Source organism: Paenibacillus sp. CMAA1364, from assembly GCF_054373195.1.
Genome location: NZ_JBITNB010000010.1, coordinates 1 through 15,969, shown reverse-complemented (window position 1 = coordinate 15,969; position 15,969 = coordinate 1). Strand labels below are relative to the sequence as shown.

The 15,969-nt window shown below is 40.1% G+C and carries 11 protein-coding genes and 1 riboswitch; of the genes, 9 read left to right on the top strand and 2 right to left on the bottom strand.

Annotated features, from left to right (window positions below; genetic code table 11):
• Positions 1 to 77: 77 nt before the first annotated feature.
• Positions 78 to 163, bottom strand: a riboswitch (cyclic di-GMP riboswitch).
• Positions 164 to 241: 78 nt separating this feature from the next.
• Positions 242 to 1,699, bottom strand: coding sequence for a methyl-accepting chemotaxis protein (locus ACH8E3_RS08580; RefSeq protein WP_458632213.1), 1,458 nt, complete (start codon positions 1,697 to 1,699; stop codon positions 242 to 244).
• A gap of 204 nt (positions 1,700 to 1,903) precedes the next feature.
• On the opposite strand from ACH8E3_RS08580, the gene ACH8E3_RS08575 reads away from it, so the two are divergent.
• Entirely contained in the window at positions 1,904 to 2,818 is a 915-nt protein-coding gene (locus ACH8E3_RS08575; RefSeq protein ID WP_458632212.1) for a methyl-accepting chemotaxis protein, read from the top strand.
• A 377-nt stretch (positions 2,819 to 3,195) separates the two neighbouring features.
• Here the strand turns inward: ACH8E3_RS08575 and ACH8E3_RS08570 are convergent, their stop codons facing one another.
• On the bottom strand, positions 3,196 to 4,395 hold the full coding sequence (locus tag ACH8E3_RS08570; protein ID WP_458632211.1) for an MFS transporter: 1,200 nt from the start codon (positions 4,393 to 4,395) through the stop codon (positions 3,196 to 3,198).
• Between the two features lie 174 nt (positions 4,396 to 4,569).
• Here ACH8E3_RS08570 and ACH8E3_RS08565 point away from each other — a divergent pair, with 174 nt between their 5' ends.
• The 8 genes from ACH8E3_RS08565 to ACH8E3_RS08530 all read left to right on the top strand — a co-directional run bounded on the left by ACH8E3_RS08565 (position 4,570) and on the right by ACH8E3_RS08530 (position 15,826).
• Entirely contained in the window at positions 4,570 to 8,229 is a 3,660-nt protein-coding gene (locus ACH8E3_RS08565; RefSeq protein ID WP_458632210.1) for a sensor histidine kinase, read from the top strand.
• 38 nt (positions 8,230 to 8,267) lie between these two features.
• Entirely contained in the window at positions 8,268 to 8,936 is a 669-nt protein-coding gene (locus tag ACH8E3_RS08560; RefSeq protein ID WP_458632209.1) for a response regulator, read from the top strand.
• Between the two features lie 249 nt (positions 8,937 to 9,185).
• Entirely contained in the window at positions 9,186 to 9,548 is a 363-nt protein-coding gene (locus ACH8E3_RS08555) for a response regulator (RefSeq protein WP_458632278.1), read from the top strand.
• Positions 9,549 to 9,581: 33 nt separating this feature from the next.
• Positions 9,582 to 11,180: a methyl-accepting chemotaxis protein gene (locus ACH8E3_RS08550; RefSeq protein ID WP_458632208.1), complete on the top strand. Its 1,599-nt coding sequence runs from the start codon at positions 9,582 to 9,584 to the stop codon at positions 11,178 to 11,180.
• A gap of 51 nt (positions 11,181 to 11,231) precedes the next feature.
• The gene (locus ACH8E3_RS08545; RefSeq protein WP_458632207.1) at positions 11,232 to 11,672 is read left to right on the top strand and encodes a chemotaxis protein CheW; all 441 of its coding nucleotides are present in this window, start codon (positions 11,232 to 11,234) and stop codon (positions 11,670 to 11,672) included.
• Between the two features lie 7 nt (positions 11,673 to 11,679).
• Positions 11,680 to 13,668: a chemotaxis protein CheW gene (locus tag ACH8E3_RS08540; protein ID WP_458632206.1), complete on the top strand. Its 1,989-nt coding sequence runs from the start codon at positions 11,680 to 11,682 to the stop codon at positions 13,666 to 13,668.
• 12 nt (positions 13,669 to 13,680) lie between these two features.
• On the top strand, positions 13,681 to 14,745 hold the full coding sequence (locus ACH8E3_RS08535) for a protein-glutamate methylesterase/protein-glutamine glutaminase (RefSeq protein ID WP_458632205.1): 1,065 nt from the start codon (positions 13,681 to 13,683) through the stop codon (positions 14,743 to 14,745).
• A gap of 43 nt (positions 14,746 to 14,788) precedes the next feature.
• A complete protein-coding gene (locus tag ACH8E3_RS08530) occupies positions 14,789 to 15,826 on the top strand; it encodes an alpha/beta hydrolase (protein WP_458632204.1) in 1,038 nt (345 codons plus the stop codon).
• The last annotated feature ends 143 nt before the right edge of the window (positions 15,827 to 15,969 follow it).

Below are 15,969 nucleotides of genomic sequence, written 5' to 3'. Positions count from 1 at the left end.
GTATTTAAAGATAACAAAAACCCTCCTTACCGAAGTAAGAAGGGTTGAATAACACAACATAAATGTTGCACTTCTATATCGGTAACTGGCTGGCATTGCGAATATCGCGGTAGCCCCTATAGTTTTGCGTCGCTACTTTTCAGATAGTAGTCCTAATAGACTATTTAGTCAAGAGAAAATTGCCCTAAATCGACAATAAAAACCACCTAAATAATAAAGCGAGTTTTTATTGTCGTTAATGCTAAGATCTTTTCGTTAGATTATCCAATGTTACAGCTAAAGTGTTCAGATGACTTATGCCATCGACCGTCTCTGAGACATGTTGCTGTTGGATTTCCGCACTTGCCAACACTTGCTCAATCGCAGCTGTACTTTCCTCCGTGATCGATGCGACTGAATTCACTTCACCTAATACGAAAGAAGATGATTGATAGATATGTTCATTCCTATGTTGTAGATCTTGTGCCTGCTCTAGCACCTGTTGTGTGTTATTTCGAATACCATCAAATAGCAGAGCAATCTCATTAGTAGAATTCTTCCCCGTCTCTACAACGTGTAGGCCACGAATCACCATATCATTCATTTGCTGTATATTTCTTTGGACCTTGCTCAGAATGTCAGAGATATCTGCGGAAGCAGTATGTGAATTCTGTGCTAATTTTCGTATTTCAGTAGATACGACAGCGAACCCTTTACCATGTTCACCGGCTCTTGCGGCTTCGATGGATGCATTGAGTGACAAGAGATTGGTCTGTTCCGCAATACCAACAATAGTCGAAACAATCATTTCGATTTTCTGATTCTCTTCATTCATTTGTGTCATCATGTCGGACGTTCTCAAGACGATGTCCATCACTTGTGACATATCACTTGTTAGAAGAGTAACCTTTTCTTGACCTTCCTTCGTAATTTGATCCGTATCAAGACTCTTATCACTCATGGTTATAGAAGCATCATTGGCTTGGGCAACAGATACATTTAACTGTTCCATTGTGTTTGAAATATCCGTAATGCTTTGGGTTTGAGACTCAACGCCAGTAGCAATTTCCTGAAATGCCATCACGACTTCTTTGGAGATTCGATCGGTTATAGATGCATTGTCTTGCATTACACTAGCGGATTGTGTCAGAACACGGATGGATTCCGTGACACCTACCATGACCTTTTCCATTTCCGCCTGCGTTTGCTCTGATTCTAGGTTACTTTTGGACAATAATTGTAACATTCTTGATCCGATCTGACTTTGTGCCACCAACGCGAGCAACATTAGAATTAGAAAAGCATTGACTGAAATTAAATCTTGATCATCGTAAATTGGTTTAGTTATAAAGACGTAGTTCAATATAACGACGGAAAGGATGCCGTTTACAAGTAATGGACGATAATTATGATAAAGGGATATAATTCCCAACCCCAAAAAAAGGATGAGAAGATTAAGAATAGAATTTGTCGCATAGATAAAGAAGAAACTACTAATATTGAATCCAATCGCCGAGATATACATAATGTATGGTGTAGCCATCCTCTTCCATACAAGCAGTGTACACAGTGTAGCAAGAGGCACACCTGAAGATAAAATAATAATAGCCGATTGAGGGAATTGTAAAGATGATCCTACACCGAGTAATATACAACCCCATAGGAGCCAAACGATTAACTTATTACGCTGATGCAACTCTGATAATTGATTAGAAATCACATGATCACTCCATTTTGATATATATAGTATCTATAACAAGTTCATAATATAGGACGAATGACCTATTGTCTATGAACGATACACAATTAATATTGTTGCATAAATAACATGGTTTGTATATACTTTGTATAACAAATGTATACGGTTGAAGATTATGATTACATGATCATCACCTGAAATACTAGATCATAGAGGCGGTGCAACATGAGTAATAATAATAATAGTACGCAGGTCCTAGAGAAAGATGCTGTTCTGATCGCAATTGAGCAGTCTCTAGCAATGATTGAATTTAACATTGAGGGTAAGGTATTGTGGGCGAATGATAACTTTGCAAAAGCAATGGGTTATGATGCAGTTGAGATGAAAGGGATGATGCATCGTCAATTCTGTACGTCCGAATTCGTAGGCAGTCCTGAATACAAGGAGCTGTGGAACAACTTAAGAAGTGGACATGCATATCAAGAGAAAATATTACGGGTTACGAAGAGTCGACAATTGAAGTGGTTTGAAGCTACATATACACCTGTATATGATACAGAAGATCAAGTGATTGCGGTCATTAAAATAGCAACAGATATTACGGCTAGAGAAAATGCATCAACTAAGGTAACCAGTGAATTACAAGAGATGGCTGATGATTTATTGAAACGTGCAGAAGATGGTGTAACGAGTAGTCATCAAATAGCAACAGCGATAGAACAAGTCGTTAATGAATCGAAAGAAAATATGGCAATCCTTCAGCTATTGGAAGAGAGGGCCAACTCCTTACAGAATATTATTAAGAGCATACGTGGGATTGCCTCACAGACCAACCTATTAGCTTTGAACGCGGCCATTGAAGCTGCACATGCAGGAGAGCATGGCCGTGGATTTAGCGTCGTAGCAAGTGAAGTCCGTAAGTTAGCTAATCAATCTGAGGAAGCTACAAAGGAAGTGAACGCTAGTCTTCTAGCCGTAGCGAAGCAGATATCAGAGGTCGCAACAGGTACGAAACGTTCACAAGCCTTCATTATAGATAGTCAACGTCGTACCCAAGAGGCTGTTGATGAATTCACAGGTATTGGTGAAGCGGCACGTCAATTGGATCAGCAAGCCAAGGTATTAGGAGATATGTTATAGAGTCTCATTTAATGATGAAATGAAATATAATATTTTCAAAAAGACACACACAAAAGGCACCACTGAAGTAGTTCCCATTCAGCGGTACCTTTAGTAACTCTTCTTACCTAAATTAGTGAGATTTAAATTCAAAAAGGTCAACTAAATTCAATAAAAAGTGGGGAATACTATTTTTAGTTGCATAAATAACATTTATTTCTGAGAGAACTCGTTGTTTTAGCTAATTCCTAGAATCTAACTGTCTTATAGGCACTTATTATACCATTTCCACCCCTCCACGCCACAATAACGATCATATATGCAACTACTGCAAAGAAATCCTTAATTATCGCCCCCAAGAACCCCAAGAGGATATCGCTGTCTTATAATGAGCTTAATCACCCTACCAGCTGTTTACGTTCCGCCATGTAGCAACCTATCGCGATCAATAGCCCAATTCCTACAAGAATTGCGCCGACCCAAGGAAGGGATGTAATTCCCAGATGCGTAATAACCCAACCACCTACAAAGGCCCCTGTGGCATTACCAAGGTTTCCTGCCGAATGACTAGAGGTAGATGCGAGTGCAGGTGCAGTATGCGCCAAGCTCATAATACGTACTTGTAGACCTGGCATGACTGCGAAAGAAGCTAGACCCCATACGAAGATCGTCACTATGGAAGCTATGGGATGATGAACAGTAAACGTAAAGATCGTTAGAATGATACATAAAGCTGAGTAAAGACCTATTAATGTCGGTGTTAGCTTCCAATCTGCTAGTCTTCCCCCAACAATATTACCGATCGTGACACCGCACCCGAATAACACAAGAATCCATGTCACGCTGTGCTCGGCAAAACCACTGATTTCAATAAGTAATGGTGCAATATATGTGAATACGGTAAACAAGCTCGCGTTACCCAATGCTGCAATCACTAGGTAGAGAAGTAGCTTTGGTTGGATCAGAGAGGAGATCTGTTGTGCTATGCTGGCAGGTTGATCTTGCTTTATTCGCGGAATAAAGATTAGTATCCCAATCAATGCTAGAACTCCAAAGATTGCAATGACTGCAAATGAAGCACGCCAACCGAATCGTTGACCTATAAATGTACCTAGAGGAACACCGATAATATTCGCAATGGTTAACCCTGCCATCATGATAGAGACGGCTGCAGCACGCCGATTCGGACGTACAAGATTGGATGCAATGACAGCGCCTACCCCAAAGAAGGTCCCATGTGTTAATGCCGTAATGATACGAGCAGCCATTAGAATCTCATAAGAAGGTGCGAATACCGAGATGCCGTTACCTAATATAAATAGAACCATAAGTAGGGATAATAGCCTCTTTTGCGGTATGCGCTGTGTAAGTAGCGTGAGTATAGGAGCGCCAATCGCCACGCCAAGAGCATACATGGTAATGAGTTGTCCCGCAGTTGGAATGCTAACATGTAGATCTGAAGCCACATTGGGGAGGATGCCCATAATTACAAATTCAGTCATTCCAATCGCAAAAGCGCCTACAGTCAGAGATATGATGGCAATGGGAAAGGGCTCTTTGGTCGTTGGTTCCTTACGGATAGTTTGAGTCATGTTCATGTTGTGATTTCAACCTTTCTTTAGAAATAAGATACCTTTCTTATTATTCAGTTTCCTAGCTGGATTTACAAGTCAAATCACTCCTGTATATAAATGTAGTGATGCCTTAATCACCGTATGGTACAATTTACCCAAATTAGTTAAAAAGAGACGGAACGGAAGGTGGCTAAACCGATGAATTCACTTAGAAACAGAGAAATAACCACTTGGTGTATAGATATAGCAACGAATAGGTTAAGCCTATCAGATGGGTTTATTTCATTGATGGGAATGACAACAAAAGAAGCGAGTCATGGGCCGAACATACTGCGGGATATGGTCTATCCAGAAGATATCCTAACATTTGATGAACATATGGACAGCTTATATGCTGGACAGATCAGCTCGTTAGAATACCGCATTGTAACGCATACAAATGAACTTAAATGGATTCAAAGTGTGGGTATCCCCGCTGTTAACCAAGAAGATAATCTTGATCGCATAGATACGGTTGTTCTAGACATTAGCGAGAAGAGAATGGAACATGAACAAGTAGAGAGAACATTCAACTTATATCAGGAGATGTTAGCTAAGATTGATGTTGCTGTCTGGTCCTTCGATCTAGCGAAGATAAAGGTATATATTTCGGATGCTATTACTAATATTACAGGCTATTCGATTGAGAAGGCCAGCGGATATAGATTTTTATCAGATATTGCACATGAAGATGATCTACCATTGATTTACCAAATTACAGAAAATGTTAGAAAGGGCATCCCCAATGTAAGCGAGTATCGGATTATACATGCCAATGGTGAAGAACGGTGGCTACAAGTTAGTATCATTCCTAGCATGGATAAAGATCAGAACGTTGTAAGACATGATGGTGCGGTTATTGATATTACGGCAAGAAAAGAATTAGAGGATACGTTACATAAGAATGAGCAACGATATAAATCTTTATTTCAACATAACTCGGACGTCATTGTCGAATTAGACAACCTAGGTAATGTATTGGATATGAACCCTGCTGGTTATCTGATTAAGCGAGATAACGATAGTATTAAAGATGTTAATTTGTTTGACATTAATATATTTGGTTCGGAGCATGCGATGGTTATGAAGCAACATTTGGAGAAGGCACTCAGAGGGGAATCTCCTCAGTACAAGATTGCGACACGCTATGGAGGCAGTAATCTTATTCACTGGGATGTAAAGAACGTGCCTGTGTATGTAAATAATCAAGTCATGGGAGCCTTCGTCATTGGAAAAAACGTGACATTTAACACGGAAGTTGAGAGGAAACTAGCTGAGCGTGAGGCAGAATATCGGCTGATTGCTGACAATATGAAGGATATGGTGGGGATTGTAGACCGTGAAGGTAATCTTATTGTCGCATCACCATCATGCGAGCGAACATTAGGTATTCCTGTGGGATTAAATAGTAGTGTTCAGATATTCCAATACATCCATCCAGATGACCAACAGGATATCGATCATCTAGTCAATGACATGATCCATAAGAAAGAGGGCAAGTTGATCCGTTGTCGATTTATTCATACAAACAAGACAATCATACATTTAGAATCGATTTGCTCTGTGGTTCTCGGTGATACAGGAGAAGTGGAGAATATATTAATTCTTTCACGGGATATCACGAAAAGAGTGAAAGTAGAGAACGAACTTAAAGCGAGTGAGGAAAGATACCATAGATTGATCGAATTATCCCCTCAGCCAATGATGTTACATCAAGATAGCATCATGTTGGATATGAATACTGCGGGAATGAATCTCTTTGGTGCGACCGATAGAAATGAGCTTATTGACAAATCGATACAAGACTTTATGTATTCATATAATGTAATAGATAATAATGTAAGACCATATGTAGATAACAAGAATAACAATCCGATCAGATATAGAATTCAACGAATAGATGGCAAACAAATTATTGCAGAGGTAGTAGATATATTAGATGACGTTACACGTACGACGCTTCTTCTAATGGAAGATGTGACACAACGGTTACAGATGGAAAGAGCATTGCAAGAAAGTGAAGAACGTTATCGAAGATTAGTGGAACTCTCCCCAATAGCCATCGCTGTATATAAAGATCAGAAGATCAGCTATATTAATCCAGCGGGGACTGAGATCCTAGAAGTTGATTCGTTGGTCGATATAATCTCAACACCACCCATGTCTTGGGTTCATCCAGACTCTCAGGTGGACTTGAAGAAAGCGCTAGGAAATACAGTGCTGAATGGCTATTCCCCACCAGCGGAGTATCAATTGATTGCAAAGGACAATCGTGTGATTGATGTGTCTTTACTAACCATATATGATTCGCGATCATCCTCTATTCAGTTGATGGTAGAGGATATAACGGAGAAGAAACAAATACAGCAAGCGTTGATAGAGAGTAAGGGATTAAATGGACGGCTTGTTGAGTTATCACCAGAAGCGATCGTTCTTCATAGTGATTATAAGTTTATCTTTGTGAATCCAGCTGCGCTACGACTCTTTGGAGTATCAAGCCAGAGCGAATTGATAGGTAGATCTATACTTGATGTGGTTCATCCCGATTATCTAATACCGGCAGAAGCGCGCATAGGAACAATATATGAACAACATACAACAACTGCCTTAGTAGAGCAAAAAATTATCCGACGGAGCGGAGAAGTAATCGATGTTGAAGTTATTGCTAGTACAGTTCCTTATCAAGGGGGTAATGCGGGATTATCCTTATTCCGTGATATCAGGGCTAGAAAGAAGGGAGAAGAGGATCGCAAATTGGCAGATGAACTCATTCGTCAAAGCGAAGAGCGTTATTTCCATTTGCAGACAAGCCTAGATCAATTCTCACATAATCTCTTTGGCGCTATGAAGATTAGTCAGATTGAACACCAATTATTGCACGAAGTACAAGAGATCGTACAAGTCTCCAATGTCAGTCTAATCAGTGTAGAGCATAATACGGATGAACTATGTAAAATTACCGAGACAGATCGAGGTTACACGGTAAAATTAAATGAGGATAAAGGCAAAAGTTATTTACTTTATATCGATGAAAAACCGATATCATTAAAGACGGTATCGAATAGAGTGTGGCTGGAGACTATCTCCAGATATGTCAGTGTGCTATTCGACAACTTCTTAATTATTGAAGATTTAACGAAAGAACTTGAACAAGCTATTTCTGACAAAGTTACACCAACTTGGTTGCTGCGATTCTTGTTCAATCTATCTGAGAATGAGAGAAAGAATCTAGCTCAGGATCTACATGATTCTGCCCTGCAAGAGCAGATCATCTGGTATCGTAAATTGGATCTTCTCTTAAGTGATAGTTCGCTCACGGGAGCATTAAGAGAGCAACTAGGGCAGATCACGGAAGGTCTATTGGATGTTATTTATCAATTACGTATCACTTGCAATGAACTTAGACCTCCAATGCTAATTAAGGATGGGCTTATCGCAACATTGGAATCGTTGTTCGAATTCACACAATTACGCAGTAACTATCGTATAACATTTCATGCTGAGCAATTTAATCATATATTAACGGATGAAGTACTTGTAGGATTGTATCGCATTATACAAGAGTTGTTAGCGAATGCCTCGAAGCATTCCTCTGCATCTGAGGTTCACATCTTACTAGCTAGTCAAGACGAGCGTATTCGATTGGAATATAGAGATGATGGTATTGGTATGAATGTCATTGAGCCCGAGACATTACGTAAAGGTAGCATGGGGATCTATGGAATGAGGGAACGAGTTCGTAGCATGGAAGGTACAATACAATTCTTTTCGTCAGAGAGCAAGGGATTAACTATTGTAATAGAGATTTTAACATCCTAATGTGTTCGTATTATTAAAAGGATAGAGGTGTACGTATCGTGATTGATATCTTGTTAGTTGACGATCATCCCTCCGTAATGGAAGGGACTAAGATGTTACTTGAGTTAGAAGGGGATATGAAGGTCTATCTAGCGAATTCTGCTGAGGAAGTCATAGAGATGCTTAGCTCACAGACATTTGATGTCATGTTATTCGATCTTCATATCGCCGAAACCAATGGAATTGATCTCGCTAAACAAGTGCTTAGATTGAATCCTTCTGCCATAATACTCATCTATACGGGTTATGAGTTTACGAATTATTTCAACAAAATGGTGGAGACAGGGATATTGGGATTTATCTTGAAGACAACCAATAGAGAACAGTTAGTCACATCTATTCGCTGTGCTATAAGGGGCGAAGTCATTCTGCCACTATCCTTAGTGAGACAACTGAGAAGGACCAGCCTAAATGAAGTGGCAGCAACGAGTGAAGACTTTGAGACCACTAGCGTTACAGATAAGGAATGTGAAATCTTGAAGGAAATCGCCAAGGGCAAGAGTAATAAGGAAATTGCAGAGATCGTACTGATGAGTCAAAGGTCACTAGAATATGGCTTGACGCATTTATTCCAGAAGTTAAAAGTTAAATCAAGAATGGAAGCAGCGATAAAGGCCAAGCAAGTGGGCATTCTTGTAGACGCTGATTTCACACAACAGTCCTTATAAGCAATAACATGCATATAATAGTCCCTCTTACCATGGGTAAGGGGTTTTTTTGTGGTGATATAGACGTATTTAGCGTGAGAGCGCAATAAACTTTGCGGGTGCGCGCTACTTTTTTTCGGTTACCATTCAATTATCGCGGGGTATGATAGACCTAGTTCAAATGAATCATATATCACTCGAGATATTACTGGAGATACGGGGGAAAGTCCTATATGATTCTGCTTCTACACAATCAAGGAGGCGTTTAATCTGAGTAACATATTAATTGTTGATGGTGCTCATTTTATGAGAAACATGTTAAAGGATATTCTCGTAAAAGGTGGACATACGGTCGTAGGTGAGGCTGAGAATGGCCTGATTGCTCTGGAGAAGGTCAAGATTCTAAAGCCAGACATCATAACAATGGACATTACAATGCCCGTAATCCAATCCATAGAGGCTGTAAAACGTATTATTGCTACGGATCCCAAGGCTAGGATTATTATGTGTTCAGCTATGGGTCAGAGGAATGTGGTGATCGAGGCGATTCAAGCGGGTGCAATAGAGTTCATAATTAAGCCTTTCCATGATGAACGTATTCTTACGTCTATCCAAAAGGCTTTGGAAGTATAGATACTATTATAATAGAAATTGGAGTGTTGAAATATGAAATGGTTCTATAATATGAAGACATCTGTAAAATTAATATCTGCTTTTGTAATTGTTGCTATGATTCTAGCGTCAGTTGGTTTCTATGCTATAGCTAACATGAACAAACTAAATACATCTATCGAGAATATGTATGATAATCAGTTAACGCCAATCACCGAACTGAGTGAAGCAAATGAATTGCTGCTATTGAATAGAATAAGCCTTCGGGATATTAACATGATGGCTAAGAATTCGGATGACAAAAAGGCGTATGCCGATTCAATTCATACTAATATTGATAAAGTTGGAGCACTTATTGAATCATACGGTAAGAAGAAGTTGAGCGCGGAGGAATTGGCTATTTTGGCTACAGTCACTCCTGTATGGGATCGGTATAACGTAGGTATTGAGGGTACCATAGAGTTCAGTAAGGGCGATATCACTTCAGAGGAATATGTAAATTATTTATTTACAAGTGACGTTAGTGCTGCAGTAGACGAATTTGGACATATCACCAAGAAGTTAATTCTTCTTAATAATAAACAAGCAGAAGAGGCAAGTATAGAAGCGAATAAGCTCTATAATACCTCACGTGTCATTACATTTGGAGTTATTGTGCTTGCCTTCATCGTTAGTATAGGTCTGGGATATGTTATCTCGCAAGTCATTGGCAGACCATTAAAACGTTTGGTGTTATTACTAAGTAAAGTAGCGGATGGCGATTTGAGTGAAACTTCAAATCAGAATACAAAAGATGAAATAGGTATACTATCAGGTTCAGTAAATCAAATGATTCTTAATTTGAGATCAACTGTCGGTGGGATTCTAACATCCGCAGAGACAGTCTCTGCAGCCTCACAAGAAATCTCAGCGAGCACAGAGGAAATTGCTAGTGGAAGTATGAGTCAAGCGAGCACAGCTCAATCTGTTAATGAGTTGTTCGGTGAGCTCTCCATCGCCATCAATTCCGTTGCTCAAGGCGCTGAGCAAGCTTCTGAGTTATCTGATAAGACGATGAGTATCGCTCAGGATGGCGGGAAGGTTGTTAAACTCTCTATTGATAGTATGACCAATGTGAATGAGCAAATGTCACGTCTAGTAGGAGATTCGAACAAGATCGGTGAGATTATTGAAGTGATCGACGATATTGCAGAACAGACCAACTTACTTGCGCTCAACGCAGCGATTGAAGCAGCTCGAGCAGGGGACCAAGGACGTGGATTCGCAGTCGTAGCGGATGAAGTTAGGAAATTGGCTGAGCGTAGTAGTGAAGCAACCAAGCAAATTACCACGATTATCAAGGGAATGCAATTGAATACACAACAAAGTGTTAAGGCAGTAGAAGAAGGAGTTGTGTCCTCACAAAAGACGGGAGAAGCCTTTGAACATATATTATCGATGGTTAACGAAACAGCTTACAAAGTGTCAGAGATAGCCGCCGCTAGTGAAGAGCAAGCAGCCCAATCTTCTGAGGTGATGTTATCTATTGAGAGTATATCTGCAGCAACCGAAGAAGTGGCAGCAAGCAGTGAAGAGACGGCATCTACGGCTCAATCCCTAGCACAGCTAGCAGAAGAGTTGAACGGTCTAGTAGCTATCTTTAAGTTAAATTAATCGTGACACATAAAGTATAATTGCAACTCTCGTAAAGAAAGGGGTCTCTGGATGATGATGCAGACTACGTTACAAGGGCAATACATTGAATTTACAATTAATGAAGAACAATATGCTATTCGCATTCAAGATATTGATGAGATTATCAAAGTTCAGGACATCACACAAATACCTAGCGTGACTTCATATGTCGAAGGTGTCATCAATCTTAGGGGTAGGGTCGTACCTGTGATTAGTCTAAGAAAGTTCTTTGATCTTGAAGATAAGGAATACACAAGAAGAACTCGTATCATTGTCATCAATCATCAAGAGGATGCAGTAGGCATCATTGTAGACGCGGTAAATAAAGTAACTACATTCTCTGATATTCAGGCACCTCCTGAACGTATGGGAGGCATTGATGGGACTTATTTCGTTGGTATTGGTGTTACTGAAGTGGGCCTAGTCGCTATATTAGAGCTGAATGAAATCTTGCTTCGCGAACAGGAGTGACTGTTAGATGTTATCTGAATATAAAGACGTCTTTCTAGAGGAGCTTGAGGAGCAACTACAGTTGATGGACGAAGTGATATTACAACTAGAGCAAGATGGCGAAAGCGAGATCGTTATTCAGGCTCTATTTCGTGCAGCGCATACCTTAAAAGGGTCATCAGCAGCAATGGGCTATGAGGAAATGAAGCGATTAACGCATGAAATGGAACACCTATTAGACCAAGTGAGAATGAAGGTCCGTAAGGTGACTGGTTTCATGATCGACCTTCTTTTTCAAGCTATAGATGGTTTAAAAGAATTGCAGAAAGACATTATGCGTGATGATCACACGATGACAGATATATCAAGGGTGATTCTTGAGCTTCAAGCTTTTGCAAGTTCAACGAAAGAAGAGACACCACAATCCATAGATGAATTATCGAATCCCGAATTGACCATGGATACCATGTTGAAAGTAAAAGAGGCCGAGGATGATGGCCTTAAAATATATTGGGTCCATGTTCAAATCTCAACGGAATGTGATATTAGGGGGGCAAGATTCTATGTCATCCACTCTAATCTTAGTACATCAGGCGATGTACTATTCTGTACACCGAATATCGATGGAATTGAAGAATTAGAACATATCCCTCTCGAATTTCAATTCTTATATACAGGAAGTTATAGTAGCTTAGAGTTACAGCATTTCGTATCAGAATTCACGGATGTTACCAGCGTTAGAGTTGAACCTGTCACAACAGACACCGCTGAATCAGTCGACTGCATAATCGAGACAAAAGAGATAACTAAGACAGATGATACATCATTCAAGGACAAGTCTAAGGCTCAGACTATTCGGGTAAGTGTCGAACGTCTGGACCATCTTATGAACCTTGTAGGTGAACTTGTGATTGATCATACCCGCATTGATCAGGTGGAGCGTACACAAAGGGTTCAATTCACAAATGACTCCTTGGAAGAACTTAGCCAAATATCGGATCACTTAACCCGTATTATTGATGATTTGCAAGAAAGTGTTATGCAGGCGCGGATGCTTCCCATTGAGCAATTATTTAATCGCTTCCCACGGATGATTCGTGATCTAACCCGTGATCTAGGCAAAGACATTGATCTCGTATTGGAGGGCAAGGATACAGAACTGGATCGAACCCTCATTGAGGAGATCGCTGATCCGCTAATCCATCTCATCCGAAATGCAGTTGATCATGGCATTGAATTACCTAATCAGAGGCAACAAGCGGGTAAAGACCGTAAGGGAACGCTTTTGATACAAGCAACGCATGAAGATAATCAAGTCATTATCCAAGTAGCAGACGATGGTGCAGGGATTGATCCTGCTCGAATGAGGAAGTCCGCAGTGAGCAAAGGGATTATAACTGCTGATGAGGCTGCGACATTAACAGATCGAGAGGCCGTTCATCTTATTTTCCGTCCTGGATTCTCAACAGCAAGTATGGTGAGTGACATATCTGGTCGTGGTGTAGGGATGGATATCGTAAGAAGCCATATCGAGAAATTAAATGGGCTGATTGATATAGAGACAGAGCTCGGTCAAGGAACGAAATTTAAAATCAGGCTTCCATTAACACTAGCTATCATTATTGGACTGCTTGTGAAATTAAATGAACAGACGTTTATCATCCCTATGAGTAATATATCTGAGATTGTTAGAGTTCCTAATGCAGAAATACAAACGATTCGTGGACAACAAGTGATCTGGTCGCGTGAACAGATTATACCTGTCGTTTTGTTACATGACCGTTTCAATATTGCTAGAACACAAGACAATAAGGAATATGTTCAACTAGTCATCGTGGGATCTGCTGAGAAAAGAATCGCATTAGTCGTAGATGAACTATTGGGTAATCAAGAGATTGTGATTAAATCTCTTGGATCTTATATTGGGAAAATAAATGGCATTGCAGGCTCAACCATACTTGGTAATGGAAAGGTAGCCCTGATCCTTGATGTGTCTAGGTTAATGAATGAGAGTTAGGAGGTATGTGGGATGGCTAAGATAAAGGTTCTTGTGGTAGACGACTCGGTATTTATGCGCAGATTAATATCCCGTCTAATTATAGAAGATTCTACATTAGAAGTGATTGGTATGGCTCGTAATGGATTGGAAGCTGTGGCGATGGTGAAGGAACTCAAGCCCGATGTGGTCACATTAGATATTGAAATGCCAGAGATGAATGGGTTGCAAGCTTTATCTAAGATTATGGAGCATCGTCCAACACCAGTCGTCATGTTGAGTTCACTGACCAAGGAAGGAGCTACTGAAACCATAAAGGCACTTCAATGCGGAGCAGTGGATTTCCTCTCTAAACCGTCAGGTTCAAATTCCTTCGATTTATTCAAAGTTAAGGAAGAGTTAATATTTAAGATTAAACAAGCTGCACAGATTCCTATAAGAAATCTGATCATCAATAATATAACGATCGCGAATACAAATGTCATCAACACGAAGAAGATATCAACAGGCCTGATAAAGGACTTCGATCAAATCATCACGATTGGAACTTCGACAGGTGGCCCGAAGGCGCTAGAGACTGTAATTACCGCTCTTCCTGAGGACTTCAAATATCCTATTCTGGTGGTACAGCACATGCCACCACAGTTCACCAAGTCATTAGCTGAGCGATTAAATCGCATGTCAGGCGTGCGTGTCATTGAAGGTGAAGATAACCAGCCTATATTGGGCGGAACCGTATATATTGCTCCTGGTGATTATCATATGACCGCTGTTAAGACGAACAAAGGTTACGTTATAAGACTGAACCAAGAACCAAAGGTAAATGGACATCGTCCATCAGCGGACGTGTTGTTCAAATCCATAGCTCATTTAAAGCCGCTCAAGAAACACTTTGTTCTCATGACTGGGATGGGGAGTGATGGAGCACGTGAAATGCTGGCAGCCAAACAAGCGGGTGCAGACTCGACCATTGCAGAATCCAAAGAAAGTTGTATCGTCTATGGCATGCCAAAATCAGCAATCGAACTGGGCTGTGTAGATCATATCGTCCCATTGCATCTAATTACAACCAAGATTATAGATGTGACACGTAGCTGATAAGTATCGTTGGATGTATATCTTAAGTAAGGAGGCATCTGCAATGCGTATGGGTAACAGTACGATAGAAAAAACAATAATGACTAGTTTTCTATTTCAAGGATTCTGGGATCGATGGGTGGCTAACGGTGTTCCCCAAGAAACAGTATGCGAGTTGCGACAGAGAATAAATAGCCTACAAGATTGGATTGGAATCTTACGCAAATACGCTGATATATATAAGCAACGTGCCGACAGGCTGTGTCAACAGGATCTGTATTCAGAAGCTGAGCAACTATACAGATTAGCAGGTATTCATTATTATCTTATTCAGTGGATATTCCCTGAGAAGAGTGATGAGAAGAAAAAGTGGTATGATACTTGCAAATGGATGCACCAAGAAGCAGACGTGCTCACAGAATATGAAATTAAGAAGGTTAGCATACAGCTTGATCATCATGATTGCTATGGGAGAATACGCATCCCTGAACAACCTAAAGGTTGTATTGTTATCATTAATCCCATGGATTCCTGTAAAGAAGAATCTATCTCATTAGAAGCTAAATTTACTAGGATGGGTTTTATCGTAGTGAATTTTGACGGGCCCGGACAGGGAGAGACGTATACGACAGATCAATACATAGCAACACAGCAAAGATGGGATCTTTTTGTGAATGAACTCATTGAATATACCGCATCACAATATGTAGGACTATCCATCTACTTATTCGGGATCAGCTCAGGGGGCAATTGGGCTATTCAAGGCAATATTCATCCTAAGGTCAGTAGAACTGTTGCAGTGAATCCTATCATGTGTGAAGACTTGAGACTTCCGGATTACTTAACGGAGAGATTGTCGTATATAACGGATCACAGGGAAGAATGTGGACTGCCAAAGCTAAAGAATCTTAATCATACCTCACCTGTACTTTTAATCGACGCTAAAACCGTTGCCATGTTCAAAGATGAAAGTATGTATGAATTATATAATGAATTACCTATTAGCCCAACCCAAGGCCCATATTGGGAAGAAGGACAGAGTTACAATAAAAAAATAGATGAGATTCTAGCTGCAGCGGCTCATTGGTATTTAAGTTCTTAAAAGAGCGAAGTGCATAAGTAACCCTATACGTATAAATATAAAGAATTATCACACGAAAATAAACAAACAAGGGGCTGTCCCAAAAGTGGATTTTCTACAAGCGAAGACAGACTCTCCGCATTCTCAAAACAATAAAAAGTTAA

Bases quoted from the DNA above. Each gene is read 5' to 3' on its own strand.
- ACH8E3_RS08545 (WP_458632207.1), top strand. From the start codon at position 11,232: ATGATGATGCAGACTACGTTACAAGGGCAATACATTGAATTTACAATT.
- ACH8E3_RS08575 (WP_458632212.1), top strand. From the start codon at position 1,904: ATGAGTAATAATAATAATAGTACGCAGGTCCTAGAGAAAGATGCTGTT.
- ACH8E3_RS08535 (WP_458632205.1), top strand. From the start codon at position 13,681: ATGGCTAAGATAAAGGTTCTTGTGGTAGACGACTCGGTATTTATGCGC.
- ACH8E3_RS08570 (WP_458632211.1), bottom strand. From the start codon at position 4,395: ATGAACATGACTCAAACTATCCGTAAGGAACCAACGACCAAAGAGCCC.
- ACH8E3_RS08565 (WP_458632210.1), top strand. From the start codon at position 4,570: ATGAATTCACTTAGAAACAGAGAAATAACCACTTGGTGTATAGATATA.
- ACH8E3_RS08530 (WP_458632204.1), top strand. From the start codon at position 14,789: ATGCGTATGGGTAACAGTACGATAGAAAAAACAATAATGACTAGTTTT.
- ACH8E3_RS08540 (WP_458632206.1), top strand. From the start codon at position 11,680: ATGTTATCTGAATATAAAGACGTCTTTCTAGAGGAGCTTGAGGAGCAA.
- ACH8E3_RS08550 (WP_458632208.1), top strand. From the start codon at position 9,582: ATGAAATGGTTCTATAATATGAAGACATCTGTAAAATTAATATCTGCT.